Origin of the sequence: Paenibacillus sp. USHLN196 (genome assembly GCF_037144955.1) — a bacterium.
In the GTDB taxonomy this organism is placed as follows: Bacteria; Bacillota; Bacilli; order Paenibacillales; family Paenibacillaceae; genus Paenibacillus; species Paenibacillus xylanexedens_C.
The window spans coordinates 348074-374068 of record NZ_JBBCYH010000004.1 but is presented as its reverse complement, the minus strand read 5'-3'; the positions used below and the strand labels follow the sequence as shown (position 1 = coordinate 374068).

Genomic DNA, 25995 nt, shown 5'->3' with positions numbered 1-25995 from the left:
CTTATATACTCAGAACGTATTATAGATCTTTACATACTGATTATAATAGTAAATGACTCTTTGTACATAGTGACGCGTCTCACCAAACGGAATATCCTTCACCGTATCGAATGAGCCATCCCATACACCATCTCTAAGCCAACTGTTCACTTTGCCCGGACCCGCGTTATAGGCAGCGATCATCACCGCTTCATTACCATCGAATTGATCAGACAGATTCCGCAGATACCATGTGCCTAACTGAATATTTCGTTCAGGCTCGTGCTTCAATTCCTCCAGCGAAGTGTCGGGAATTTTGGCTTGTTCCAGTATCCAGTTGGCCGTGTCCGGCATCAGCTGCATGAGTCCAATGGCTCCTCGTTTGGATTCCTTGCTTGTCTTGAAATTGGTCTCCACCTTGATTATGGAAGCAATCAGAAACGGATCAACCTCATAGCTCTGGGATTGGGCACGAATCTCTTCCTTATAATGAATCGGATAGAACCATGCCATCCAGTTTGTATTCAGGAATAATACCAATACAAAGGACACAAACATCAACAACAGTACACGTTTCTTGCGCAATATTTTCATAACAAACCCTTACGCTTTAGATATGAGTCAATTTGCTGCTCCGTCGCAGGCCATAAGCCGCTGTTATCAATGACAATGTCTGCAAGCTGCTTTTTGCGCTCAATATCCATCTGTACATCCATTCGAGCCTCAGCCTGTTCTGCAGTCATTCCATCCCGACTCATCAAGCGATCTCGTTGGACTAATCTTGGAACATATACAACCATAACTTCCTCGAAACCATCTTCCAGACCCGATTCGTACAGCAAAGGAATATCCGATACCACAAGTTTATCCGGATGTTCCAATGCGTATGCGGCAGCCCGTTCACGCATCTCTCTACGAATTGCCGGGTGTGTGATGGCCTCCAATGCCTTTCGTTCCTCTGGTTGTTGAAAAACAATACTTCCAAGCTTTTTCCGATCCAGTGTTCCATCTTCGTTCAGTATGGCTTGTCCGAACCGCTTAACAGCGGCGGCCAACACGGGATGCCCGGGCATCATAACTTCCCGGGCAATAACGTCTGCATCGATGAGCAACGCTCCCTTACTGGCGAGATAGGCGGAAACACTGCTTTTGCCTGTCGCGATCCCGCCGGTTAAGCCTATATTCATCGTTTCACCTCATAACAGCTTCATTATTCCCATAATCATTAACAATAGTGCTGGCAGTATAGACAGTCTTCGCATCCAGCGCAGAGCTGAGAATCGCAGTCCAACTTTCATCCCAAGTAACAGAAATGCTCCACTAAACAGCGCAATAATGAGTGCCGTCCACAGTGTAGGGAATCCCAGAAGTGCCGCTCCCAATCCTGCCCCAAACGCATCCAGAGACAAGGCAATACCCAGCCACATCGCTTCTTGGGCAGATATACTTCCCGAGTTATCCATATCCGCCTTGGAGGGACTGCGAAGGATCTGAATGACGACCCCCAGCTTACGCAGCTCCAATGTAAAAACCATGCGTTCCAGCGATCCACCTGAAGCCGACTGCTCCAGATCCAGCGCAAGCACCTGATTCCTGCCTTTTGAACCCGTCAGCGTCTTTTGTGCTTCTCCAACACCAGTTACCGTTGTTTCTGTTCCCTCACCCGATCTAGTGTATGTTTCCAGCTGTTCTTTGCCTTGCTTTCGAATAAGTTGCAACAGTGACCATGCACCAATACCTATCAATATAACGGCTCCCACAATCGAAGCGATATCCGGTGACACCACATGGGACAACAGCACACCTACTTGCATCGACAAAGCAATAACCAATCCCGAACAGATCGAAATAACAGCGATAGATAACAGGGGAATCTTAGTCCTCCGTAACCCATATGTAATCCCGACTCCAAAACCATCTAAACTAAGCGCCAAAGCAAGCGCCAGCAATGAAATAAAATGATGCAGCACCCCGGACTCCTCCTCTGTGCGGTACTCGTGCCAACTGAAGATGCCAGTATGGGTATACGCCCGCTTATTTCTGCCATATCAGTATATGGAGGGAGGAATCCAAGGGTGCTATGATTTCATCATTTCGTTCATTCAGTTCATGTTCAGCGGCTGACAGTTCGGACAAAAATGCGTACCACGGCCACCAACCACCGTTTTTTCGATTAACGTACCACATGTTGCACAAGGTTCCGATTTGCGTCCATAGATTTTCAATTGATGCTGGAACATCCCCATCTCACCCTGTCCGTTCACGTAGGATTTGATGGAAGATCCCCCTGCATTCACTGCATCTTGCAACGTAGCCACAATCGCTTCATGGAGCACCGTTAACTGAGCTTCGGTTAGTGTCTTGGCGATGGTCTCGGGATGGATGCCTGCGCGAAATAGAGCCTCGTCCACATAAATATTCCCGATACCAACCACATATGCCTGATTTAACAGCACAGCCTTGATTTTGGTTGTTCGTTTGCCCACTGCTTCTCGGAACGCTGCTAACGTAAAGGCCGGGTCAAGCGGCTCCAGTCCCAGCTTCAGCAAAGGTTTGGATACCAGTTCCTCACCTGTATTAAACAGGTGCATCGTACCGAACTGACGCACGTCCTTATAACGTAACTCCGTACCATCATTAAAATGGAAGATCACATGAGTATGCTTCTCCACATCTTCATGCTGCTCGTACACACCGTATCTTCCTTCCATACGCAGATGGGAGACAAGCACCAGCCCGTCCAGCAAAATGCGCAAAAACTTGCCTCGACGCTCCACCCCAATTACGGTATGTCCCGCGAGTTCCAGTGCAAATGCATCTATGTCGTCTGGCCGCTGAATAATCCGCGGCAAGCTAACCGTAACATGATCAATGGTCTTGCCTACAATAAGCTGATTCAATGTTCTTCTGACTGTTTCGACTTCCGGTAATTCCGGCATGATGTTCTCACCTCCCCTATATTATAACGGAAGATGACGCTCAGCGGGACCCTTTTCTTATATCGCTAACATGGAAAGGCCTATTGTAAAATACCGGAAAAACCGTGCGGCGCTTGATTTATTTCGCTTCGTACCAGTTATCCCCAAAGCTGACTTCGGCTTTCAGCGGAACCGACAGTTCCAAAGCTTTTTCCATGACAGAAGGCACTAATTCTTTCATCAGTTCCAATTCATCGGCAGGTACTTCGAATACAAGTTCATCGTGCACCTGAAGCAACATGCGACTCTTCAACTTGCGTTCCCGAAGCGCTTCATCCATCTGTACCATGGCAAGCTTGATGATATCCGCGGCTGTTCCCTGAATAGGTGTATTCATCGCCGTACGCTCTGCGAAGGAACGCAAATTAAAGTTGCTGGCATTAATCTCCGGCAGGTAGCGACGGCGTTCCAATAACGTTTTAACGTAACCATCCTGACGAGCTTCCTTCACAATGTCATCCATATATCGGCGAACACCCTGGAAGACTTCAAAATACTGATCAATAAACTGCGCAGCCTCTTTACGCGTAATATGCAGGTTCTGTGATAAGCCATAATCACTTATTCCATAAACGATACCAAAGTTAACTGCTTTGGCGGAACGACGCATATCTCCATCCACATCCTCAGGCTTCACGCCAAATACATCCGATGCGGTCTTCGTATGAATATCCATATCGTTGACAAACGCTTCCTTTAAGCGCTCATCGTCCGAAATGTGTGCCAGTACACGCAGTTCAATCTGGGAATAGTCTGCCGCCAAAATGGACCATCCTGGCTCGGAAGGAACAAATACCTTCCGAATTTTGCGACCTTCCTCCATCCGAATCGGAATGTTCTGCAAGTTCGGGAATTGACTGCTAAGTCGCCCTGTTGCAGCAATGGTCTGCCGATAATACGTATGCACCTTGCCATCCCGATGGGATATCTCTTTGAGCAATCCTTCCACATAAGTGGATTGCAGCTTGGCAAGCTGACGATATTGCAGAATATGCTTGACTACATCATTATAAGGAGCCAATTTCTCCAATACTTCCGCATCTGTGGAATAACCCGTTTTGGTCTTCTTCACGACAGGCAAGCCCAGTCTATCAAATAAAATCTCACCCAATTGCCTTGGTGAATTCAGATTGAATTCCGTTCCTGACAGCTTGTAGATCTCAGCCATCAATCTGCTGATCTGTTCTTCAAACTCACTGCCCAAAGCCTGCAGATCGGCTGTATTGGCCTTGATGCCCTGTTTCTCCATGTCTGCCAATATGCGTGACAACGGCATCTCCAGTTCATGGAACAGCGAATTCATCTCATCGGTTTCAAGCACCTGCTCCTGAAGTGGGATAATGGCTGCGACTGCAGCAGCTTTGCGGCACAGGAAATCGCCCAAGATCTCCACTTCCGGCACCTTGTACTTGGCGCCTTTGCCCATGACTGTGTCATCCTCTACGAGGGACGGCAGACCATACTTGGTCGTGAGTCCACTAATCGTCTGGTTGGACTCTGTTGGATCAAGCAAATACGCCGCCAGCTGTACATCGAATGACGCCCCAGCGAATTCAATGCCATGCGCATGGAGGGCCAGGTCTACACGATGAAGATCATACCCGCGCTTCGGCTGGTCTGAATTACCGAGCCATTCCCGCACTGGAGCCGCAGCATCGGAATGAAGTAATTCTGGAGATATGAACGTATAGGTTCCAGCGGAACCTACAGCTAGTCCAATCAGTTTCGCTTGGTGCGGGTTATCCCCATGAGTTTCCACATGGAGTACATCAATGGAATCCAGAGAACTAAACAGCTCACTGATCGTGTCCTCTGTTGCAATGGAGGATTCCACCTCGGCAGCAGGTACAGCTTCCTGTTCAGAACCGATAGTGCCACTAAACGACAGGCGTTCGAGCAACGATTTGAATTCCAGCTTAGCTAGTGCGGGGCCGGCATGTTCTTCTTTTAATCCGGCGAATTGCATATCTTCCCACGTCTGCTCCAGCGGAACTTCCCGGTGAATCGTCGCGAGTTGTTTGCTCATCCGGGCATCTTCGGCATGTGCCTCAATCTTCTCTTTCATCTTGCCCTTCAGTTCACTTGTGCTGTTCAGCACATCCTCTACCGATCCGAACTGATGCAGAAGCTTCAACGCGGTTTTCTCCCCGACTCCGGGAATACCCGGAATATTATCGGATGTGTCGCCCATCAGACCCTTTAGATCAATAATTTGCAGTGGTGTCAGACCGTAGCGTTCCTTAATCTGAGCAGGATCATACAACTCAATCTCGGTTACCCCTTTACGCGTCAGTCCGATATGTACATGTTCAGAAGCGAGCTGCAGCATATCTTTGTCACCCGATACAACGAGCACCTGTCTGCCCGCTTCATCTGCGCGTTTGGTCAGCGTTCCGATAATGTCATCCGCTTCGAATCCAGCCAGCTCAAACTGGGCAATGCCAAGTCCCTTGAGCAGTTCCTTCAGCAATGGGAATTGTTCTGACAATTCTGGTGGTGTTTTCTCCCGACCGCCCTTGTATTCCTGATACCCTTCGTGGCGGAACGTGATTTTGCCTGCGTCAAAAGCGACCATGACATGTGTAGGATTATGCTCTTCAAGCAGTCTCAGCAGCATTGTGGTGAAGCCATATACCGCATTCGTATGCAAACCTTTGGAGTTGGTCAGAGGCGGCATTGCAAAAAACGCCCTGTAAATAATGCTATTTCCATCTATGAGAATAAACTTGTCCATTCCAGCACCTCGCGTATCATATGGTCAACATCTTCAAATCACATCTACTCCCATGATACCATACCCACCTGTCACATCAAAAAAGAATAGCCAACTTTTCACTTTAGTTTTACCCGTAAAAAAGAACCTTCTCTGTGGGTAGTCTGTGAACAGGCTACTCAAGAGAAAGTTCTTCATTTCGGTATTATTGCTTTTGTTGCAAGCACTGATTCCCCAATTCCAAAGCAATGCTCTTCCTATTGATTCAGATCCGGACGTTTACCTGTTACCAGATATACCGTGCTCTCACCAATATTAGTCGCATGATCACCAATACGTTCAATGTAACGCCCAACCATCATCAGCAACATGGCCTGAGAAGCCTGATTCGGGTGCTCAGTCATTAACGTGTAGAGATCACTGATCATGTGACTGTACAATTGATCGACCTGATCGTCTGTTTGAGCCATTTTATAGGCCAGGTCTGTGTTTTCTTTCAGGAAAGATTCGATGGATTCATCGATCATGGATTTCACGATTTCTGCCATTTGCGGGATGTCCACCAATGGTTTAATCAGCTCCTGCCCATCCATCCGCAGTGTCACCTTCGCCACATCGAGTGCGAGATCTCCCATACGCTCCAGATCACTGGAGATTTTGAATGCAACGATTATACGTCTGAGATCTTTCGCCACCGGCTGTTGTGTGATGATCAGTTTGGAGCCAAGTTCCATAATCTTGTCTTCAAGGGCATTCAGATTCGCATCATTCTTGATGATGACCTGAGCTTTCTCCGCGTTCATCGTCTGTAAACTCTCAATGGCACCATCCAGTGCCGCTCCAACATGTTCACCCATTTGCTTGAGCAAGGTACGCAGCTCTTCAAGCTCCTGATCAAATTCTTTTCTGCGAATCATAGATTTCATGTCCTCCTTGTCCATCATCTCCGGGTATGCCGGGATCGTTCCAATTCAGCTCGCTTAACCGAACCTTCCGGAGATATAATCCTCGGTTCGGGAATCTTGCGGTGTGGAGAATAACGTCTCCGTATCAGCTGCCTCCACCACTTCACCATTCAGGAAAAATACCGTGCGTCCAGACACCCGTGCCGCCTGGTGCATATTGTGGGTAACCATAACGATCGTGTACTTGTGATGCAATTCCTTGACCAGTTCCTCAATCTTCAATGTGGAGATCGGGTCAAGCGCTGACGTCGCTTCATCCATCAGCAGAACGTCAGGCTGTACAGCCAGCGCCCGTGCAATACAGAGACGTTGTTGTTGTCCACCAGACAGACTAAGTGCCGACTTCTTCAATACATCCTTCACTTCATCCCACAGTGCAGCATGGACCAGACTTTGTTCCACCAACTGATCCAGTTCAGCCTTTTGGGTTACCCCATGTAGGCGCGGTCCATAAGCTACGTTATCATAGATGGATTTCGGAAAAGGATTCGGTTGCTGAAACACCATGCCGACCCGTTTACGCAGTGTCTCCACTTCAATCTCATTACTGTAAATATCGGAGCCATTCAGCATAACCTGTCCTTCCACACGAACACCCGGAATCATGTCATTCATCCGGTTTAATGTGCGAAGCAATGTTGATTTACCACAACCCGAAGGCCCGATGAACGCAGTAACGGTTTTTTCCGGCAGATCCATGGATATATTTTTAAGCGCGTGATGCGTATCATAGTATAAATTAAGATTTTCAATGTGAATGAGGTCCTTCATGGATGTTCACTTCTCCTTCGCTGCAGGGACACTGAAACTCCCTTTACGTTGAGACCGATGCTGATATTCTTTCATCGCTGCTCGGCCATCTTTATTATCCTACCCTCTCATTGTAAAAACAGTATCACTTTCATGTTAACGGAATGTAAAAAGACATCCTTAACCTTCATGATCTGCTTCATCGATCAATCTGATTACTGATGTCTGCCTTATTGAATTGCATGTAATTCACTCGCTATCCGAGACCATCTCATCCAGCTTCATTCGAATATGCTCTGCGACTTCACCAGCTTTGCCGCCTTCCATGGCAATCTCCTCTGCTATACGGGAGAGGTCTCTCACCGCACTGTTCAGTTGCCGGAACGTTGCTCCTCCCGCGGTGACATGCACTGAACTGTCGTCAATCTCCGCTCCGCTTGCCTTAACCAGTTCTACGGTCTGAAGGGTCAGTCCACCAATGTTCTCAAGCAAAGAAGACATGTTCCCTGCAACTTCGCGGGTCTGTTTTGCGAGCGCTCGGATCTCGCCTGCAACAATCTGAAAGCCTCGTCCATATTCACCCGCATGAGCTGCTTCTATGGAAGCATTCAGGGCAAGGAGGCCACTCTGATCTGCCAGCGACCGGATGGATTGTGCCATCCCCGATCCTGTTTTGATCGAATTCAACATATGATCTGCATGTTGCCCTTGGCTCTCCATGTGCTGATGTACCCGGTTATAGGAAGCATCGACGTCCTTCAGACTCTCTTCTCCATGCTTGGACAATGCCATGATCTCACGGGCTTCATGTACCGTCTGATTAGCTGCATGCACCAGCTTGGTGACTGCATCGTTGATTCTGGATATCTCCTGTCTGCTCTCGGTTACCGTACGTACACGCTCTGCCGATGAAGCCTGTTGCAGCCTTCGGGAGAGGGACATCACATCACGCATCGTCAGCACGCCGAGCAGTCTGTCTTGTTCCGTAACCAGCAGACAGTCGTAGAAATGCTGTTCATCCCGTCCAAGGGCGATATCAATAATCGTTGTGGCTTCCATATGAATATCCGCAATAACCGGAGAAGCATTGGCTACTTGTATGACCGGCTTACGGTAAAATAGATCTGCGGCAAACCGACCATTTAACATTCGATATAAGGTCTCTCGCATTAACAATCCCGTCGGTTTCATCTGTTCATCACACAGTACAATACATGGGTGCTCCTGATCCTGATTCATCATCGTTGCAGCTTCTCCACAGGTTGTATGGACCCCGGCGACAGGAACCTGACGATAATAGTCATGCAAATGGATTACAGGTTCTTCAGTAACTAGTGCTACTTCAGTTTGCTCCATTATGGGTGTCGTTAATTCTTCATTATGTAAAACAACATGAGGCTGATCGGGTTTCACTTCGAGCAACATGGGCATAAATGCGCAATCTCCTTTACGTATTAGCTCCGTCTTGAGGTGGGATGTATAGGTACAAAGTATCACTAAGATAAGTCCATGCTACTCCCTCTACGTAAAGAAAAATCTACCTTTATGTTAAATGAACGTAAAATAAAACTCCCCGATCATTGCTAACTTGAATGATGGGGAGTTTTTCTTTTGACAACCAATTTATAACCTACACCACGAATCGAATCAATGTGAACCGATTCCGGATCAAGCTCCAGTTTTTTACGTAATGAACTGACATGAACATCCACGGTTCGTTGGCCTCCGATATAATCGAAGCCCCACACAGCGTTCATCAGATCGTCCCTGGTCAGCACCACACCCGGCTTTTTGGCCAAATATAGCAGTACTTCGAACTCTTTCGGACGCAGGCTGATGGATTGTCCACCCAGAGTCACTTCATACTTCAGAGGATAGATCTCCAGCTCTCCCAGAATAATTCGTGAGCCATCCTTGTCCTCTGGCTGTGGTAAATCTTCACCATTGGAATAACGTCTTAATACCGCATCCACTCTGGCTAATAACTCAGATACGCCAAATGGTTTGGTAATATAATCATCGGCACCCGATTTCAGCCCCTGCACAACCTCGGCTTCACCGTTCTTGGCCGTCAGAATGATAACGGGCGTAGTGACACCTTGAATTCTTAGCTTGTTCAGAATGTCCAGACCATTCATGCCCGGAAGCATCAGATCCAGCAAAATGAGATCAAATTCCTGAGACAAGGCCCGGTCATATCCTGCAGATCCGTGATCCTCGGCTGTAACGTCATAACCTTCCTGTGTCAGGTTATACGTGAGCAATCTCGATAATGTAGGTTCATCTTCAATAACTAGCAAACGCTGTGCCATGATACCCCTTCTCTCTTCATAGGTTGTCTGTTGCCACAACACTTTTTCTATCATAGCACTAAAATGTTAACGCTGTGTAAAACAATACATACTTTTTACATTTTGCGCCCAAACACCTAGATCTCTTCGTCCTGAATGAATGGAAGGATAACACGGAACGTTGTACCCATGCCCAGCTCACTTTCTACAGACAATTTGCCATGATGCAATTCCACCAGATGCTTAACAATGGAAAGTCCAAGCCCCGTGCCCCCGGAATTACGGGATCTGCCTTTGTCCACGCGATAGAAACGTTCGAAGATTCGCGGCAAATCTTTTTTCGGTATGCCAATGCCCGTATCCGACACAGCAAACACGACTTCATCATCGTTCTGATCCATATTCACCTGCAACTTCACACGTCCGCCCTCAGGGGTGTAGTTGATTCCGTTGGATAACAGATTGATAAAGATCTGCTTCATTTTATCCTCATCTGCTTCAATGTACAGTTCCTCGGGAACATTCATTTCCAGACGAATCTGCTTTTTCTCCGCCACTTTGGATAGGGTGCCCAGCACCATCTCGAAGAAAGAGTGCACATGAACAGGTGAGCATTGCAGCGGTGCGCGTTTGGATTCAATTTTGGATAACTCCAGAATATCCCCAATTAGACGATTAAGTCGATCGCCTTCATCATAGATGATTTGCAAGAATGAGCGCTCTGTCTCTTTATCCTGAACCCCGCCACTGAGCAACGTTTCGGCAAAGCCTTTGACTGCAGCAACAGGTGTTTTGAGCTCATGAGAAACATTCGCAACGAACTCACTGCGCATTGATTCCAGTCGCCGGATTGCTGTCACGTCCTGCAACAGGAACAACATGCCTCGATACCCGCCATCATCTTCGGACATCGGTACGCCGTCAATACGGATCAATTTTTCTTCCGGATTGAACACGCTCACTTCTTCATGCATTCGATCACGAAGTGAAACGCTCTCTTCAATGGTACGGGTCAACTCGTAGTGTCTCTTCAGTTCAATATAAGGCTTACCCGTAACCTTTCCAGCCTGAATGCCCAGCATACGCTCTGCTTCCCGATTGACCAGTGCAATGGATTGCGCTGCATCAATCATGACAATGCCTCCGGTCATATTCGCCAAGACACTCTGTAGCAGCGCCTCATTATCACGAATCGTCTTCAGCTGAGACTGCAAACTGTCTGCCATTCCGTTTATCGCGAGCCCAAGCTGTCCGATCTCATCCCTGCGCGTGACATCAACTCTCGCATCGTATTCCAGCTTGGTAATTCGATGGGCTACTTTCGTAATATGCTCAATCGGAGAGGTTAATCCCCGTGCAACCCGGTAACTGACAAACGCGACAATCAGGAACAGCAGTCCCAGTGCAGCAAACATGATTATCCAGCCACGCTGAAGACCCTGATCCACAGCCTGCAGACTCATGGAAAGACGGATGTAGCCATCAAATTTGCCGCTCGGTATTTCAATCATGTCACTTTGATCCGAATTCACAGGTAGTGCCACATAGAGCATGTCTTGTCCCAATGTTTCACTGTAACGTATGGACTGCCCGTACCCATCTCCAACGGCACCCTTAATCTCCTCCCGGTCCAAGTGATTATCCATAGAGGCCGGATCACTCTCTGAATCTCCGATGACCGTTCCATCTTTATTGATGAAGGTTACCCGGGAATCCGTCAGACGATCTAATTCCAGCGCCCGATCTGAATAATACTTTCGTGTTTCTTGCGAGGTTGGATCACTTGCATCATGGAAAGGGAATGTGGCTTTGAGCAAATTAATCTCGCGCACCATGGTTTGCTCCAGTGCGGTAGTATGCGTAGTCTTAAACACTCTGCCCATCGTATATCCAGCCACTATGACGGATACACCGATCAGCACCATCATAATGATGGCAAGGCGAATTCGGAACGGTCTCATCTATCTCTTCCTTTATGATCAAATTAATATTTAATGACTTGCTCTACAACGAATCCAGTTCAATTCGGTCCCCACGGGTGCCAGGCTGGGAAATAACCAGGAATTCGGTATCTGAATCGCTCCGATTCATCATCTGATGAGGCTCTCCTGGAGGAATCTCTATCCCTTCATGGGTTTCCAGCACGAACTCTTCTCCCTGTAGTTCCATGCAGGCTTCACCGCTGAGGATAAAAAAGAACTGACGGCTTATCGAATGATAATGTCGTATTTCAGCCGTTCCTGCCGGCATCCGCTCATGAATGATACTCAGTGTTTCATTTTGAACGAGATGCCATCCATCACACTGTGCACCCCATATATAATGTGCTGCATTCTGTTTGCTCATTTTCATATGCATGAACCCCCTGAAGTAAACTTGCTCGATCTATCATATCACAGATCATTAGTCTTCCATTCTTTTCAATCGAGCTTTGCAACAAACGGTGCTACTTCGGCTTCAGACAGACAGGGCTAATGGTAAAATATCATAGTTGTATCAACAGAGATGCAGACTTTTGTAAACAGGTGCTAAACTATATCCTTTGCCTTGTATACCCTCACATAAAAAAGACGCACCGCTCAGCAATGCTGAAAGCGATACGCCTCTCTAATATTAATCTTATTCCGAACCTGAACCTTCTTAACGAATTACCCGTTCACCACTTCGCCACCATTCACATGCATCACCTGTCCGCTCACATACGAAGAATCATCCGAAGCAAGGTATACGTAAGCGGGAGCCAGTTCATCCGGTTGTCCCGGCCGCTTCATTGGCTGCGTTGCGCCGAACTCGCTTACTTTCTTCTCATCAAATGTGGATGGAATGAGCGGTGTCCAGATCGGTCCCGGTGCAACGGCATTGACACGAATACCCTTCTCAATCACATTCATCGACAGAGAACGTGTGAACGATGTGATTGCTCCTTTGGTAGATGAATAGTCAAGCAAGGTCGGGCTGCCGCGATAGGCCGTAATGGATGTCGTGTTAATAATCGTACTGCCACTCTTCAGATGGGGCAGTGCAGCCTGCGTCACATAGAACATGCCAAAAATATTGGTACGGAATGTACGTTCCAGCTGTTCTGGTGTAATATCCTCCAGGTTCTGCTGTGGGTGCTGTTCTGCAGCGTTATTCACGACGATGTCCAGTTTACCCAGTTCATCTACGGTCTGCTGAACCGACTTCTTGGCAAAGGTATCGTCACCAATGTCCCCGGCAATCAAGATGCACTTGCGTCCTTCTTGTTCGACCTGACGCTTCGTCTCTTTGGCATCTTCATGCTCGCTCAGGTATACAATCGCGACATCCGCGCCTTCCTTGGCGTACGTCACAGCAACAGCACGTCCGATCCCGCTGTCACCCCCTGTAATGAGCGCAACCTTACCCGTTAGTTTGCCTGCTGCCTTGTATTCAGGCTTCTCAAATTCCGGTCTGGGATGCATCTCCGATTCGATTCCGGGGCGTTGATCCTGGTGCTGTGCCGGCATTGTTTTTTGATTTTGTGGTGTAGTTGACATCTAACATTCTCCTCTCAAAATGTGAACATATTTGGATTACAGAAGACATGGACATAACTGCACACTTCCTTGTCTTTCGTTCTCTGAAAAAAGTCTCATTCTGTAGGATGGCAGTAATAGTCCAGATTATTCTTCTGCGATCAACAGCAACTCAAGCTTCAGCGTGCTGTCTCTAATCGTTATTTACCACGATACTTGGATATCAAACAACCTGTTTGCGTCATACCTTCTTTTGCCGAAAATTCGAAATTTATTCGAAATTAGACTGTTTCATGATACAAAGTGTATTCCTATGCTGCTTGGGCTGATGTACAATGTACAGTATACAGATGTGCTTAGATTTTCATTATTGCTGGCTTAATCATTCTAACCTGACATGGAGACCTGACAATGGAATCGCATATTAATTCATATATAACACTCGTAGCCACTTCAGCCGTACTGAATGTGTTTTTGTGTTTGTATACCTATTTCAGAAGATCCGAGATTCCCAATGCCAAAATATTCATTCTCTACACAGCAGCACTCTCCATCTATACTTTTGGTTACGCGATTGAGCTGGCCAGCAACACGCTGGAGCAAATGAAGTTTTGGACCACCGTGGAGTATATAGGCATGCCTTTCTCCGCCTCTCTCGGCCTTATCCTGATGATAAAATATACAGGAAAAACGTTATCCAAAAAGGTAACTGCCGCGCTGTTTGTAATCCCTTCCATTACGCTATGTATGGTAGCAACCAATGACTTTCATCATCTCTTTTATAAAAAAGTATGGCTAAGAGAAGATAGTTCCGTACCTCTGATGGACATCGCAGTAGGCCAATGGTATGTCGTGCACGGTGCTTTCACTTTCTCCTGTCTGTTGTGTGCCTGTCTTATTCTGATTGGACAATGGAGACACACCAAGAAGATGTATCGTCGTCAATTACTTACACTGATTACTTCGCAGATTATTCCAATGGTCGCCGCTTTCCTGTATTTGCTTGGTCTGACGCCCGGCGGAATGGACCCCGTGCCAGTACTCATGTGTATTACCTCTGCCATGTATATCTGGGCGATTCTATCCTCACGTCTGCTGACCATCGTACCGATCGCCAAAGACAGTATCTTCGAGAGCATGCGTGAAGGTGTCATTGTACTGGATAGTTCCAATCGCCTTGTCGATTTCAACAGATCTCTGCGTGACATGTTGCCAGAGCTTAATCTGGCGATGATCGGCCAACCCTTGGATGACATATGGCTTAATCTTGCAGGAGAGGCCTTTCCCGTCGAATATGGCAGGGAAGGATTACAAACCGATCTGTACTGGCAGTTAAACGGAGAGACCGTCTGTTATCAGGTCCGAACATCTTACGTGTACAACAAGGATGCACAGACTGTGGGCAGCCTCATTATGCTTATTGATATAACGGAACAACGTTTCTTGCAAGAACAGTTGAAGCAATTGGCATATTTCGATGGTCTGACCAAAATATATAACCGCACGCAATTTTTGCATAAGGGGCGGGAAATTTTGAGTGAAGCTCAGCTTAATCTGCAACCTGTTTCCTTTATTTTATTTGATATTGATCACTTTAAACGCATCAACGATACCTACGGACATGATGTTGGAGATCAGGCCATCATTCATGTGGTCTCTGTATGTAATCGATATTTGAACCCTGAGATGTTGTTCGCCCGTTATGGAGGAGAAGAGTTTGTCATTGCTCTTCCGAATACATCGCTTCAACAAGCTGAGAAACTGGCAGAGAAACTGAGAGTTGCCTTGTTGAATGAACCGCTCGATGTTCAGGGTCTCCCTATTACGCTAACCTCAAGCTTTGGTATTGCCCAGTACAATGGCGGGGTGGATTCCCTGGAGTCCTTGCTGCGCGACGCTGACACTGCCTTGTATGAGTCCAAGCGCAATGGTCGAAATGCAGTTCGTACACATGCTGTGAGTACAGTCTAACCAAAGCTGGCCTCCTCTGATGCGATGTAACAAGACAATTGCGAGCTTCTCGTCGCAATAACAAAAATAGACAGCCCAAGAGGCTGTCTATTTTTCATTCGTTATAACGTAATACCCTCTTACGTAAACTGGTTCAGCTTGTCCATATGACATGCAAACGCTTCATCTACGGCTCAGAATACATCATCGTAGAGTTGGTTTAACCGTCCACAACGTACTTAGATTACCTGATTATTCACCATCAGATACACCATGATCAGCAAGAACACAGCCAGAAGTGTACTGAACATACGGATCTTGCTTTGTTCCGCCCCCACATCACGCTTGTTCTTCACACCTTCTGCAGCAAGTCGCAGCGGTTTACCCATAATTCCTCCAATAGCCGCAATAGCCAAGAGCAGAACAACAACGACAGCCATCCAGATATGAGAATACTCACCTTTTGTCATCAGGTAACCACCTGTAAGAAGTTGAATCACAAGTCCATACTGCGCGACTTTGTTCAAAGAACGAAGCGATGTAAATGCTCCTTCTTGTGCTGCAGCATTCAAGGTACGGATTTTACCGACCACGAATGGCAAAATCAGATAGAACCCCATCGCCAGTGCTCCAACAATATGGAGCAGATACATAATCATTGTCAAAATTTTCATCCTCCTCAACATTTTCGGTGTGCTATACATCACATCCCATTATACTGGGGAACTTATCCAAAGAAAAGAAAACCTCCGGCTCTCCGGAGGTTTTCTTTCTATTTCTGTTCAAAAAGTGATCAAACTTATAAGTTTACTACCGAAATGACGTTGCGTACGGAATCAGCCGATTTGTCCAATCCTGCTTTTTCTTCCGCTGTCAGTTCAAGTTCAAATATTTTCTCAATGCCGTTACCACCCAGAATGGTTGGTACACCAAGGAACAGATCATTGTAGCCATATTCACCTTCGAGATAAGCGATCACTGGAATGATGCGTTTCTTGTCCTTCAAAATCGCTTCGGTCATCTGAACGAGTGAAGCCGCTGGTGCATAATAGGCACTGCCGTTACCCAACAGGTTCACAATCTCGCCACCGCCAACACGTGTGCGTTGAACAATCGACTCGATGCGGTCTGCCGGAATCAGCGTGTCAATCGGAATACCACCCACGCTCGAATAACGAACGAGTGGCACCATGTCGTCTCCGTGGCCTCCAAGAACGAATCCACGAACATCTTCAACAGATACATTCAGCTCTTGCGCAATGAAGGTACAATAACGTGCTGTATCGAGAACACCCGACTGACCGATAACACGATTTTTAGGAAAACCGAGGGTCTGATAGGCAGCATACGTCATCGCATCCACCGGGTTACTTAGAATAATGACGATGGAATCAGGGCAATATTTTTTCACATTTTCACAAACGGACTTCACGATACCCGCATTCGTATTGACCAGATCATCGCGGCTCATACCCGGTTTGCGGGCAATACCAGCCGTGATGATTACAATCTCAGAACCTGCAGCATCTTCATAGTTGGAAGTACCGACGATATGGCTGTCAAATCCTTGAACAGGACTTGCTTCCAGCATATCGAGTGCTTTCCCCTTCGTCGGGTTCTCCAGTTGAGGAATATCAACCAGTACAACATCCCCGAGTTCTTTTTGGGCAAGCATCAATGCGGTCGTAGCTCCAGTAAACCCGGCCCCGACTACTGTGATTTTTTTGCGCTGAATAGTCACGATTCACATCTCCCCTTACAGGTTTTTAATGATTTGATCAGCGAATTCAGAACATTTCACTTCAGTAGCGCCGTCCATCAGACGTGCAAAGTCATACGTTACTGTTTTATTGTTAATGGATGTTTCCATACCTTTGTAGATCAGGTTAGCTGCTTCCTGCCATCCCAAGTGCTCAAGCAACATTACACCGGACAGAATAACGGAACCAGGGTTCACGACATCTTTGTCCGCGTATTTAGGTGCAGTACCATGAGTCGCTTCGAAGATGGCATGTCCTGTTACGTAGTTGATGTTCGCTCCAGGAGCAATACCAATTCCGCCAACTTGCGCAGCCAGTGCATCAGACAGATAGTCACCGTTCAGGTTCAGAGTTGCGATTACATCAAACTCACCTGGACGAGTCAATACTTGTTGCAGAGCGATATCGGCAATTGCATCTTTTACGATGATTTTACCAGCATCTTCAGCGGCTTTTTGTGCTGCATTCGCTGCATCTGTACCTTCGTTTTCTTTGATGATGTCGTATTGTGCCCAAGTGAATACTTTGTCAGCGAACTCTTCTTCAGCCACTTCGTATCCCCAGTTTTTGAAGGCACCTTCAGTAAATTTCATGATATTACCTTTGTGCACCAATGTAACACTCTTACGGTTATGATCAATTGCGTACTGCACTGCTGCACGTACCAAACGTTTGGAACCTTCGGAAGAAACCGGTTTAATACCAATACCGGAAGTCTCAGGGAAACGGATTTTGTTAGCACCCATCTCTTGTTGCAGGAACTGGATTACTTTTTTCACTTCTTCAGAACCTTCAGCATACTCGATTCCTGCATAGATATCTTCCGTATTTTCACGGAAAATGACCATGTCTACCAACTCAGGACGTTTTACCGGAGAAGGTACACCGTCAAAATAACGTACCGGACGCAAGCATGTGTACAGGTCAAGCTCTTGGCGCAGCGCTACGTTCAGGGAACGGATACCGCCACCGATTGGCGTAGTCAATGGTCCTTTGATCGCTACGATATACTCACGAATGGCTTCAAGTGTATCATTCGGCAACCACTCACCGTATGTATCGAATGCTTTTTGTCCAGCAAACACTTCATACCATGCGATTTTTTTGTTGCCATCATATGCTTTTTCAACAGCTGCATCCAATACACGCTTGGAAGCTTTCCAGATGTCACGGCCTGTACCGTCACCTTCAATAAATGGAATGATCGGGTTATTAGGTACTTGAAGTGTACCGTTATCAATTTGAATTTTTTCGCCTTCAGTTGGGTGAGCAAATTTTTCTAATTTCATAGTTAAAATTCCTCCTAAGTTTTGTATATGCAGTATTTATCATACCACTAGTCTTGTTGAAGGAAGGGTCCTGAAAGTCCAAGCTAGTAAGGCTTCTACTTTCCAACCCTTCACCTCGTCTATATTATTATACTGGTTTTGCGACTATTAGCGAAGTTCAATAGAAACGTATTTCTGTTCTGTAGGACCGGTGTACTCCGCACGTGGACGAATGATGCGGTTGTCCGCAAGCTGTTCCAGAATATGCGCAGTCCATCCAGACACCCGGCTGATCGCAAAGATCGGCGTAAACAATTCCTGTTCGATCTCCAGTTGGGTATACACAGAAGCAGAATAGAAGTCTACGTTTGGCTTCAGTCCTTTTTGTCCTGTTACCAGTTCCTCGATCTTCACAGACATATCATACAGACGTGTATCATTGTTCATTTCGCCCAGTTCTCTGGACATCTTCTGCAGATGTTTGGCACGTGGATCACCGTTTTTGTATACGCGATGTCCAAAGCCCATGATCTTTTCACGGTTGTTCAGTTTTTCCTGAATAGCCGCTTCCAGACGATCAGGCGTACCGATCTCATTCAACATTTTCATAACGGCTTCATTAGCACCGCCATGCAGTGGTCCCTTCAGTGCGCCAATGGCTGAAGTTACACCGGAATAGATATCGGACAGCGTTGCAACCGTTACACGGGCTGCAAATGTCGAAGCGTTCAACTCGTGATCCGCATGCAGGACGAGCGCTTGGTCCAGTGCTTTGACTGCGGTCTCGGACGGTTCTTCACCAGTCATCATATATAAAAAGTTCTCTGCGATGGAAGCGCCTTCTTTTGGAGCCACAGGTTCTTTGCCCTGACGAATACGGGCGATGGCTGCCACAATCGTTGGCAACTGTGCTTGCAACTTAACTGCTTTGTTCTCATTCGCTTCCGTTGTCATCTCATCAGCTTGCTCGTCGTACAGTGCAAGTGCAGAGATAGCGGAACGAAGTGCTGCCATGGTACTGATGTTTTTCGGATACAATTGGATTTGTGCAATCAATTCGCTCGGAATCGGCGCGTAATCGCTCAGGCTTTTACGAAGGGATTTCAGTTCATCCGTTGTTGGCAATTTACCAAACCACAACAAATAGGCAACTTCTTCAAAGCTAGCATGTTCAGCCAAATCGTCGATATCGTAACCACGGTATGTGAGCACACCGTCTACAATAGAACTGATCGAAGAGGTTGTTGCAACGATGCCTTCCAGACCTTTGGTAGCTGTCATATACATCTCTCCTTTAATAAGCGAAATCAAGATCCATTCCAGAGTGTCATATAAGTGCCAAAATGCACCTATCCTCTTTTTGTAAACATTTTCATTTTGAAATTACCAAATAATACAAAATACGTTTTTCCTATCTGTCAATCGCTATTTACTTATAACATCATACTGGATTTTGTCGTTTATGTGAACATGATGAGAGATCATTCGCACATCAAACTTCTTTATCGGAGTGATAAAGCATTTTTGAAAGCCTTTACAAAAACAAGGTTGACATTTAATGTTTTTTAACCAATCTTGTCTTCTGAGGAACTTTCTATTGCTATATTCTGTAGTACTGAGGCATACTCTAGGCAAAAGAAAGATTCCGGGTAGAGGTACTTCAAAAATTCCCCTTTGAACGCGCACTGTTAGCATCCCGGCGTTTCAAAACCTTGTAAATGCTCTATATTAATTAAGATAGCCATCTATTCTAATACGGCTTCATGAATTATACATAGGTCGGCTTAATTGAAATAAGGAGAGTTGATGCTTGGATAGAATCATATTGAAACGCCTGCTCCGCGGCTTATGGGTTATTATTGCGACCTTTCTGATCGCCGTTGCCATATACTTGCTGTTCCCGCTCTTATACCCTTTTGTGATCGCCTGGATTATCGCCTATGCCATGAATCCATTGGTGAAATTGCTTCAGCATAGAGCACGATTCCCCCGGTGGCTGGCTGTGACCCTCTCATTGATCCTTTATTTTGGAGCCATAGCGGTAGTGCTGTCTGCGGCAGTTACCCGTATGGTGAAAGAAGTCATTTCACTCACGACGAGCTTCGATCTTCATGTTGATGAGATCAAAGACACGTTTGTGCGCTGGACCCAGAATGACACGATTCAAAGTTTGACTGCGCAGATCAATGAATTTTACAAGGAAAATCCCAACTACCAGGAAACCATCAACAGCAATATTAGTAAAACGACCGAAACGGTGGGTACAGCCGTGACAGATCTGGTCACCGGATTTTTCAACATGATTCTGAGTCTGCTGACTTCCCTGCCTAACATGGGCGCGGTATTAATCGTTGTGTTGTTGTCTACATTCTTCATTAGCAAAAGTTGGACCAGGCACAGCATCACCGTATCGGGATGGGTACCCTCTTCCATTCGCAAGCCGATCTCCGACATATGGACTGACCTTAAGAAGGCACTGTTCGGATACGCAAGAGCACAATTGATCATGATCTCAATTACAGCACTATTCGTCATGATTGGACTGCTTATTTTGCAAGTCAATTCAGCCTTCACCATCGCTCTGATGATTGGTTTGGTCGATCTGCTTCCATATCTGGGTGTTGGTCTTGTCATGGTGCCCTGGGCAGCATACCTGTTTATGAATGGAGATCTGTATCTTGGTATTGGTATTAGTGTTATCTATCTGATCTTACTGATTGCCCGTCAGATAATTGAACCGAAGGTACTTGCCAGCAGCGTAGGACTCGACCCGCTCGCCACGCTCGTTGGCATGTTCGTGGGTTTGAAACTTTTTGGCGTACTCGGCTTGATTATTGGTCCTGTCAGTCTGGTGATCCTTGATGCGTTCAATCGTGCTAACGTATTGCGTGATCTCAGAACGTATATCATTAACGGACGTGTCCGATGAGGCTTATCTACAGGAGCATACAGTTATAATAGAAAAGGCTCCATTCAACAGAACTATCTGTTGAACGGAGCCTTTTGGCATAGCACAGGTGTCTCATTTCGGACGACGATAAAACGTGATGCTTCCATTTTTCATTTTTTTCTCCAGCCATCCCAGGAAGAACAGACGGTAGACCGGACGTGTTAATGGAAACACAAGTGTGAATCCAATCAGGTCGGTTACAAAGCCTGGAATCAAGAGCAAAAAACCACCAACAAAAATAAAAAGACCATCGACCATTTTTCGTCCAGGTACCTTGCCGCGCTCCATCTCCAATTTGGCGTCTACAAGTACTTTTCGCCCTTCAAACTGCAACATGGCTATACCAATTAAGGACGTGAGAATCATGAGAAGCAATGTCTTTCCGGCTCCAATCCAGTCACTCATCAGAATGAAACCAAATAATTCAATCACCGGAATGATTAATAGTAGAGCCCACATCCATTTTCGCATTGACGAATTACCCCTTTCCCGAAAGCCACACCTTTTCAAGCGCGCTGTATAGCTCAGAAGCTGCTTTATCCAGCCGGACTGGCTTCCAGTTCCCGTTCACCCATACGTGCTGGGTAGAACCTGTAACCAACCGTTCACCGGGGAGTGATTCATCAGCTGTCCATACCCGTTCTCCAATCGCCATATGCTCATCAGGGTCTTCAGACATGCGCCTTACGTCGTACTCATAGTTCAGTCGCAGACCACTAAATGCAGCAATACGGGTGAAAATGATAATCTCATCATCATATCGGGCAGGTTTGTGATACTTCACATCCAGTCCGGTTACGGGAAGCAATAACCCCTGTTCCTCCATTTTACGATATGTATACCCCATTTGGCGAATCATCTCAGTTCGACCGATTTCAAACCAATTTAAATAGTTCGCGTGATAGACCACGCCCATCTGATCACTTTCTTGATAGCGTACACGAAGACGTGCCGCATACCAGCTACCCTTGCTCTGTTCTCGCACGTTATTGGCCTCCTTCGCTCTACCATTCATACGTGTTACATCACTGTAAAGTGTCATTAAGATGGAAAAAAAGCAACGGGACAATAACGCCCCATTGCTTCTTTCCTGTTGCTTCTCCATCCAAAAAACGCAATTAAGCGTTGTTTGGAATTTGGCTTACTTTGATCAGGTTGGTAGAACCGGAACGACCCAAAGGTACACCAGCTGTGATCACAACCAAGTCTCCTTCTTTAACCAGTCCGGATTTTACGCCGCCTTCAATTGCGTTTTCGAACAATGCATCCGTGGAATCAACCAGTCTTCCTTTGACAGGAGTTACACCCCAAGCCAGGGCCAGACGACGGGAAGTTCTGTCTTCCGTTGTCACAGCGATGATTGGAGATTCTGGACGATATTTGGAGATCATGCGTGCAGTGTGTCCGGATTCAGTCGAAGTAATGATCGCTTTCGCGTTCAAATCTTGAGCTGATAGGGCAACCGATTGGCTGATCGCTTCAGTTACTGTTGTTTGTTGAGCCACACGTTGCTTCAGATACAGCTCTTGGTAAGGCAGAGCAGATTCTGCTTTTTCAGCAATACGGGACATTGTCAGAACGGATTCAACTGGGTATTTACCCGCAGCTGTCTCACCGGACAACATGATTGCGTCCGTACCGTCGAAGATCGCATTCGCCACGTCACTTGCTTCCGCACGTGTTGGACGTGGGTTACGTTGCATGGAATCCAGCATTTGTGTAGCTGTGATAACCGGTTTACCTGCAACATTACATTTTTCGATCATGCGTTTTTGTACCAATGGTACTTCTTCCGCTGGAATCTCAACACCCAGGTCTCCACGAGCAACCATCAGGCCGTCAGACACTTCAAGGATTTCATCGAGGTTATCGACACCTTGTTGGTTTTCGATTTTGGAGATAATTTGGATATGTCCAGCATTGTGTTTCTCAAGCAGTTCACGAATCTCAAGTACGTCACTCGCTTTACGGACAAAAGAAGCTGCGATGAAATCGACACCTTGCTCAATACCGAATACGATATCGTTAGCATCTTTTTCAGTGATACCCGGCAGAGAAATGGCAACGCCCGGAACGTTAACACCTTTTTTGCTTTTGATCGATCCGCCGTTAACGATACGGCATTTGATCTCGGTGCCTTGCACTTCCACCACAGTCAGTCCGATCAGACCGTCGTCGATCAGAATTGTAGATCCCGGTTCAACATCATTCGGAAGATCTGTATACGTAATGGAAAGACGTTCTTTGGTGCCCAGAATTTCTTCTGTTGTCAAAGTGATGTACTCGTCTTGAACCAATTCAATCGGCTCAACTTCGAGTTTACCTGTCCGAATTTCCGGTCCTTTGGTGTCCAGCAGGATCGCTACTGTTTTGTTCAACTCTTCGCATGCTTGGCGAATCGCAATGATCCGTCCGCCGTGCTCATCGAAATCACCGTGGGAGAAGTTCAGACGGGCCACATTCATACCGGCCATAATCAATTTTTTGGTGTTCTCCAGAGATTCACTGGATGGACCAATCGTACATACAATTTTCGTTTTGCGCATTTTGGGTTTCCTCCGATTTTAAAGGTATATCTCTTTATCTATTTTTCTTTTTCCAACTATTAAATTTACTATACTTTTGCTCATTTGTATAGGAAATTCGTCACATTATTCTGCATTTCCCGACAAATTACTCGCCACATCGACTTCTACCCGCTCTTCAGGGACTTCAACAGGCGCTTGAGGCTCAAACGTGACCGATCCAATTTTACGGAATTTCTCATAACGATCCTGCCTTAACTGCTCTCCGCTCCAACCTTTCATCTCCTCGAGATGACGAACCAGAGCTTCACTGATGAACGCAGCAGACGCTTCATAATCCCGATGAGCACCGCCGCGTGGCTCAGGGATGATATCTTCAATGACTTCCATCTCCAGCAGGTCTTTGGCTGTTATTTTCATCGCTTCAGCCGCTTGATCTGCCTTGGATGCATCCTTCCAGAGAATCGAAGCAGCACCATTCGGAGAGATCGCAGAATAGATCGCATGTTCCAGCATCAACACACGGTTACCCACAGCCATAGCGAGGGCACCGCCGCTTCCTCCTTCGCCGATGACCACAACTATAACAGGAACCGAAAACTTCGCCATTTCCATCAGGTTGCGGGCAATAGCTTCCGATTGACCTCTCTCTTCTGCAGTATTACCCGGATACGCCCCTTTAGTATCAATAAACGTAATAATAGGGCGACCAAATTTGTTCGCTTGTTTCATCAAACGCAGCCCTTTTCGGAAACCTTCCGGATGAGCGCTCCCGAAAAAGCGGGCGATATTGTCCTTCGTATCTTTCCCCCGCTGTTGTCCGATGACGGTTACCGTTTTTCCATTTAACTTGGCAAGCCCGCCAACAACCGCAAGATCGTCTCCGAACATGCGGTCGCCGTGCAGCTCAATAAAGTCCGTAAATATCAACTGGATCAGATCCAGAGCAGTTGGGCGCTGCTGATGACGCGCCAGATGCATCTTCTGAGCTGCCGTTATGCCTGTGTAGATCTCTTCTTCAAGTCTATGATAACGTTCTTCCAGGCGGGCAATCTCGTCCGTGAAGTCGATGCCTTTCTCCTGTCCAAACTGTACAAGTTCATCAATCTTTTTGCGCATCTCAACCAGAGGCGCTTCATATGGCAACTCACCCGCCATTTAGACCCCTCCTTTTTCACTATGCATATCCAGAAGCTTACCAAGAGTGGCCCGCAGTTCTTTGCGGTGGACAACCATGTCCAGCTGGCCGTGTTGCATATTAAATTCAGCCGTTTGGAAATCATCAGGTAACTTCTGACGGATGGTCTGCTCAATAACGATTCTGCCGGCAAAACCAAATACAGCGCCAGGTTCGGCAATATTAATATCGCCCAGACTCGCGAAACTTGCCGAGACTCCACCTGTCGTTGGATCCGTAATGACCGAGATAAACAAACCACCCTGCTCATCCAAACGGGATAAAGCTGCGCTTGTTTTGGCCATTTGCATGAGACTGAGAATACTCTCCTGCATCCGGGCACCACCTGATGTGGAGAAAATGATCAATGGCAAACGTTTCTCTGTTGCATGTTCAATGGCACGAGTAATTTTCTCCCCTACAACCGAACCCATACTCCCTGAGAAGAAATCAAAACTCATGACAGCCACAACCACAGGCAGCCCATCAATGGTGCCTTCCCCTGTAATTACGGCTTCTTTCAGGCCCGATTTCAGGCGCTGTTGTTCCAGTTTGTTGCTGTATCCGGGAAAGCCAAGCGGATCAACCGATATCATATCAGCGTCAAACTCAACAAATCCTTGATCATCAAGTACCATGGCAATACGATCCATAGCGTTAAGACGCATATGGTAACCGCAGGCAGGACATACTTTCAGATTTTTCTCCAATTCCTTGCTATATTGAATGGTGCCGCATTTGCTGCACTTGTTCATAAGCCCTTCAGGTATTTCACGTTTTGGGCGTTCTAGGACTTCCTGGCCTTCACCTGGAAGTGCACGCTCGGAAGGTATGGTAGCGTACTTCCGTTTCTTCTGGAATATATCTTTGAACACAACTACACCTCTCCAGCCGTTGATTTGATGGCCGCAACCTGCAGTTCGCTGCTTGAGGCAGCTTCACCCGCGCGCTACGGTAAACCGCTTACGACCCACACGCTGCCATGAGCCCTTGTCCAGCATTCACAACAAAAAAATCCGCCGGTACAGGGCAAGGATCAGCGGCTTCTGTCAGCACGATTGATGTTACCTGCAATAACCGAAAGATTGTTGCGCCGATGTTTGAATCTATCTTGGTAGGGTCTCCGGGAGCAACCAGGTCGGTCCTTGTCCTAACAAAAAAAGAAGGAAGGACAGCAGCATACAATACATGC

General features: G+C 46.7%; 23 protein-coding genes. 2 read left to right on the top strand and 21 right to left on the bottom strand.

Annotation, left to right across the window (positions count from 1 at the left end):
• Positions 1–9: 9 nt before the first annotated feature.
• The 12 genes from WFI24_RS11595 to WFI24_RS11540 form a co-directional block, all read right to left on the bottom strand.
• Complete coding sequence (locus WFI24_RS11595; RefSeq protein WP_062833563.1) at positions 10–573, bottom strand: lytic transglycosylase domain-containing protein; 564 nt, start codon at positions 571–573, stop codon at positions 10–12.
• The gene (coaE, locus tag WFI24_RS11590) at positions 570–1166 is read right to left on the bottom strand and encodes a dephospho-CoA kinase (protein WP_145319506.1); all 597 of its coding nucleotides are present in this window, start codon (positions 1164–1166) and stop codon (positions 570–572) included. The genes WFI24_RS11595 and coaE overlap by 4 nt, the downstream gene beginning before the upstream one ends.
• Before the next feature lie 9 nt (positions 1167–1175).
• Positions 1176–1949, bottom strand: coding sequence for a manganese efflux pump (locus WFI24_RS11585; RefSeq protein ID WP_442956213.1), 774 nt, complete (start codon positions 1947–1949; stop codon positions 1176–1178).
• A 132-nt stretch (positions 1950–2081) separates the two neighbouring features.
• The gene (mutM, locus tag WFI24_RS11580) at positions 2082–2918 is read right to left on the bottom strand and encodes a DNA-formamidopyrimidine glycosylase (RefSeq protein ID WP_336760865.1); all 837 of its coding nucleotides are present in this window, start codon (positions 2916–2918) and stop codon (positions 2082–2084) included.
• A gap of 118 nt (positions 2919–3036) precedes the next feature.
• Positions 3037–5691, bottom strand: coding sequence for a DNA polymerase I (polA, locus tag WFI24_RS11575; RefSeq protein WP_336760863.1), 2655 nt, complete (start codon positions 5689–5691; stop codon positions 3037–3039).
• A gap of 236 nt (positions 5692–5927) precedes the next feature.
• Positions 5928–6587, bottom strand: coding sequence for a phosphate signaling complex protein PhoU (gene phoU / locus WFI24_RS11570; RefSeq protein WP_145319518.1), 660 nt, complete (start codon positions 6585–6587; stop codon positions 5928–5930).
• A 63-nt stretch (positions 6588–6650) separates the two neighbouring features.
• Positions 6651–7406 carry a phosphate ABC transporter ATP-binding protein PstB gene (gene pstB / locus WFI24_RS11565; RefSeq protein ID WP_036609821.1) on the bottom strand — a complete coding sequence of 252 codons (756 nt, stop codon included), beginning with the start codon at positions 7404–7406 and terminating at the stop codon, positions 6651–6653.
• Between the two features lie 228 nt (positions 7407–7634).
• Entirely contained in the window at positions 7635–8816 is a 1182-nt protein-coding gene (locus WFI24_RS11560) for a methyl-accepting chemotaxis protein (RefSeq protein WP_336760860.1), read from the bottom strand.
• Between the two features lie 152 nt (positions 8817–8968).
• On the bottom strand, positions 8969–9697 hold the full coding sequence (locus WFI24_RS11555) for a response regulator transcription factor (RefSeq protein ID WP_145319524.1): 729 nt from the start codon (positions 9695–9697) through the stop codon (positions 8969–8971).
• A gap of 116 nt (positions 9698–9813) precedes the next feature.
• The gene (pnpS, locus tag WFI24_RS11550) at positions 9814–11637 is read right to left on the bottom strand and encodes a two-component system histidine kinase PnpS (RefSeq protein WP_336760858.1); all 1824 of its coding nucleotides are present in this window, start codon (positions 11635–11637) and stop codon (positions 9814–9816) included.
• A 43-nt stretch (positions 11638–11680) separates the two neighbouring features.
• Entirely contained in the window at positions 11681–12028 is a 348-nt protein-coding gene (locus WFI24_RS11545; RefSeq protein WP_336760857.1) for a cupin domain-containing protein, read from the bottom strand.
• Positions 12029–12324: 296 nt separating this feature from the next.
• The gene (locus tag WFI24_RS11540) at positions 12325–13194 is read right to left on the bottom strand and encodes an SDR family oxidoreductase (RefSeq protein ID WP_145319532.1); all 870 of its coding nucleotides are present in this window, start codon (positions 13192–13194) and stop codon (positions 12325–12327) included.
• Positions 13195–13584: 390 nt separating this feature from the next.
• Between WFI24_RS11540 and WFI24_RS11535 the strand changes: the two genes are divergently transcribed.
• A complete protein-coding gene (locus WFI24_RS11535) occupies positions 13585–15144 on the top strand; it encodes a histidine kinase N-terminal 7TM domain-containing diguanylate cyclase (RefSeq protein WP_336760854.1) in 1560 nt (519 codons plus the stop codon).
• 218 nt (positions 15145–15362) lie between these two features.
• Here the strand turns inward: WFI24_RS11535 and WFI24_RS11530 are convergent, their stop codons facing one another.
• The 4 genes from WFI24_RS11530 to citZ all read right to left on the bottom strand — a co-directional run bounded on the left by WFI24_RS11530 (position 15363) and on the right by citZ (position 19432).
• Positions 15363–15788 (bottom strand): hypothetical protein, encoded by a 426-nt coding sequence (locus WFI24_RS11530; RefSeq protein ID WP_336760853.1) that lies wholly within the window; start codon positions 15786–15788, stop codon positions 15363–15365.
• Positions 15789–15922: 134 nt separating this feature from the next.
• The gene (gene mdh, locus WFI24_RS11525) at positions 15923–16864 is read right to left on the bottom strand and encodes a malate dehydrogenase (protein WP_336760852.1); all 942 of its coding nucleotides are present in this window, start codon (positions 16862–16864) and stop codon (positions 15923–15925) included.
• Positions 16865–16879: 15 nt separating this feature from the next.
• Complete coding sequence (gene icd / locus WFI24_RS11520; RefSeq protein ID WP_145319541.1) at positions 16880–18172, bottom strand: NADP-dependent isocitrate dehydrogenase; 1293 nt, start codon at positions 18170–18172, stop codon at positions 16880–16882.
• A 147-nt stretch (positions 18173–18319) separates the two neighbouring features.
• The gene (gene citZ, locus WFI24_RS11515) at positions 18320–19432 is read right to left on the bottom strand and encodes a citrate synthase (RefSeq protein ID WP_145319545.1); all 1113 of its coding nucleotides are present in this window, start codon (positions 19430–19432) and stop codon (positions 18320–18322) included.
• 529 nt (positions 19433–19961) lie between these two features.
• Between citZ and ytvI the strand changes: the two genes are divergently transcribed.
• The gene (gene ytvI / locus WFI24_RS11510; RefSeq protein ID WP_145319548.1) at positions 19962–21080 is read left to right on the top strand and encodes a sporulation integral membrane protein YtvI; all 1119 of its coding nucleotides are present in this window, start codon (positions 19962–19964) and stop codon (positions 21078–21080) included.
• A 93-nt stretch (positions 21081–21173) separates the two neighbouring features.
• Here ytvI and WFI24_RS11505 read toward each other — a convergent pair whose 3' ends face one another.
• From WFI24_RS11505 to accD, 5 genes are all read right to left on the bottom strand, one after another.
• Positions 21174–21572 (bottom strand): FxsA family protein, encoded by a 399-nt coding sequence (locus WFI24_RS11505; protein ID WP_336760847.1) that lies wholly within the window; start codon positions 21570–21572, stop codon positions 21174–21176.
• 7 nt (positions 21573–21579) lie between these two features.
• Positions 21580–22116 carry an acyl-CoA thioesterase gene (locus WFI24_RS11500; protein ID WP_336760845.1) on the bottom strand — a complete coding sequence of 179 codons (537 nt, stop codon included), beginning with the start codon at positions 22114–22116 and terminating at the stop codon, positions 21580–21582.
• Positions 22117–22219: 103 nt separating this feature from the next.
• Positions 22220–23647 carry a pyruvate kinase gene (pyk, locus tag WFI24_RS11495; protein ID WP_062833547.1) on the bottom strand — a complete coding sequence of 476 codons (1428 nt, stop codon included), beginning with the start codon at positions 23645–23647 and terminating at the stop codon, positions 22220–22222.
• A 105-nt stretch (positions 23648–23752) separates the two neighbouring features.
• On the bottom strand, positions 23753–24784 hold the full coding sequence (locus WFI24_RS11490; protein WP_145319557.1) for an acetyl-CoA carboxylase carboxyltransferase subunit alpha: 1032 nt from the start codon (positions 24782–24784) through the stop codon (positions 23753–23755).
• Entirely contained in the window at positions 24785–25678 is an 894-nt protein-coding gene (gene accD / locus WFI24_RS11485) for an acetyl-CoA carboxylase, carboxyltransferase subunit beta (protein ID WP_145319560.1), read from the bottom strand.
• Positions 25679–25995 lie beyond the last annotated feature (317 nt).

Bases quoted from the DNA above. Each gene is read 5' to 3' on its own strand.
- WFI24_RS11595 (WP_062833563.1), bottom strand. From the start codon at position 573: ATGAAAATATTGCGCAAGAAACGTGTACTGTTGTTGATGTTTGTGTCC.
- coaE (WP_145319506.1), bottom strand. From the start codon at position 1,166: ATGAATATAGGCTTAACCGGCGGGATCGCGACAGGCAAAAGCAGTGTT.
- mutM (WP_336760865.1), bottom strand. From the start codon at position 2,918: ATGCCGGAATTACCGGAAGTCGAAACAGTCAGAAGAACATTGAATCAG.
- polA (WP_336760863.1), bottom strand. From the start codon at position 5,691: ATGGACAAGTTTATTCTCATAGATGGAAATAGCATTATTTACAGGGCG.
- phoU (WP_145319518.1), bottom strand. From the start codon at position 6,587: ATGATTCGCAGAAAAGAATTTGATCAGGAGCTTGAAGAGCTGCGTACC.
- pstB (WP_036609821.1), bottom strand. From the start codon at position 7,406: ATGAAGGACCTCATTCACATTGAAAATCTTAATTTATACTATGATACG.
- WFI24_RS11560 (WP_336760860.1), bottom strand. From the start codon at position 8,816: ATGCCCATGTTGCTCGAAGTGAAACCCGATCAGCCTCATGTTGTTTTA.
- WFI24_RS11555 (WP_145319524.1), bottom strand. From the start codon at position 9,697: ATGGCACAGCGTTTGCTAGTTATTGAAGATGAACCTACATTATCGAGA.
- pnpS (WP_336760858.1), bottom strand. From the start codon at position 11,637: ATGAGACCGTTCCGAATTCGCCTTGCCATCATTATGATGGTGCTGATC.
- WFI24_RS11545 (WP_336760857.1), bottom strand. From the start codon at position 12,028: ATGAAAATGAGCAAACAGAATGCAGCACATTATATATGGGGTGCACAG.
- WFI24_RS11540 (WP_145319532.1), bottom strand. From the start codon at position 13,194: ATGTCAACTACACCACAAAATCAAAAAACAATGCCGGCACAGCACCAG.
- WFI24_RS11535 (WP_336760854.1), top strand. From the start codon at position 13,585: ATGGAATCGCATATTAATTCATATATAACACTCGTAGCCACTTCAGCC.
- icd (WP_145319541.1), bottom strand. From the start codon at position 18,172: ATGAAATTAGAAAAATTTGCTCACCCAACTGAAGGCGAAAAAATTCAA.
- citZ (WP_145319545.1), bottom strand. From the start codon at position 19,432: ATGACAGCTACCAAAGGTCTGGAAGGCATCGTTGCAACAACCTCTTCG.
- WFI24_RS11505 (WP_336760847.1), bottom strand. From the start codon at position 21,572: ATGCGAAAATGGATGTGGGCTCTACTATTAATCATTCCGGTGATTGAA.
- WFI24_RS11500 (WP_336760845.1), bottom strand. From the start codon at position 22,116: ATGAATGGTAGAGCGAAGGAGGCCAATAACGTGCGAGAACAGAGCAAG.
- pyk (WP_062833547.1), bottom strand. From the start codon at position 23,647: ATGCGCAAAACGAAAATTGTATGTACGATTGGTCCATCCAGTGAATCT.
- WFI24_RS11490 (WP_145319557.1), bottom strand. From the start codon at position 24,784: ATGGCGGGTGAGTTGCCATATGAAGCGCCTCTGGTTGAGATGCGCAAA.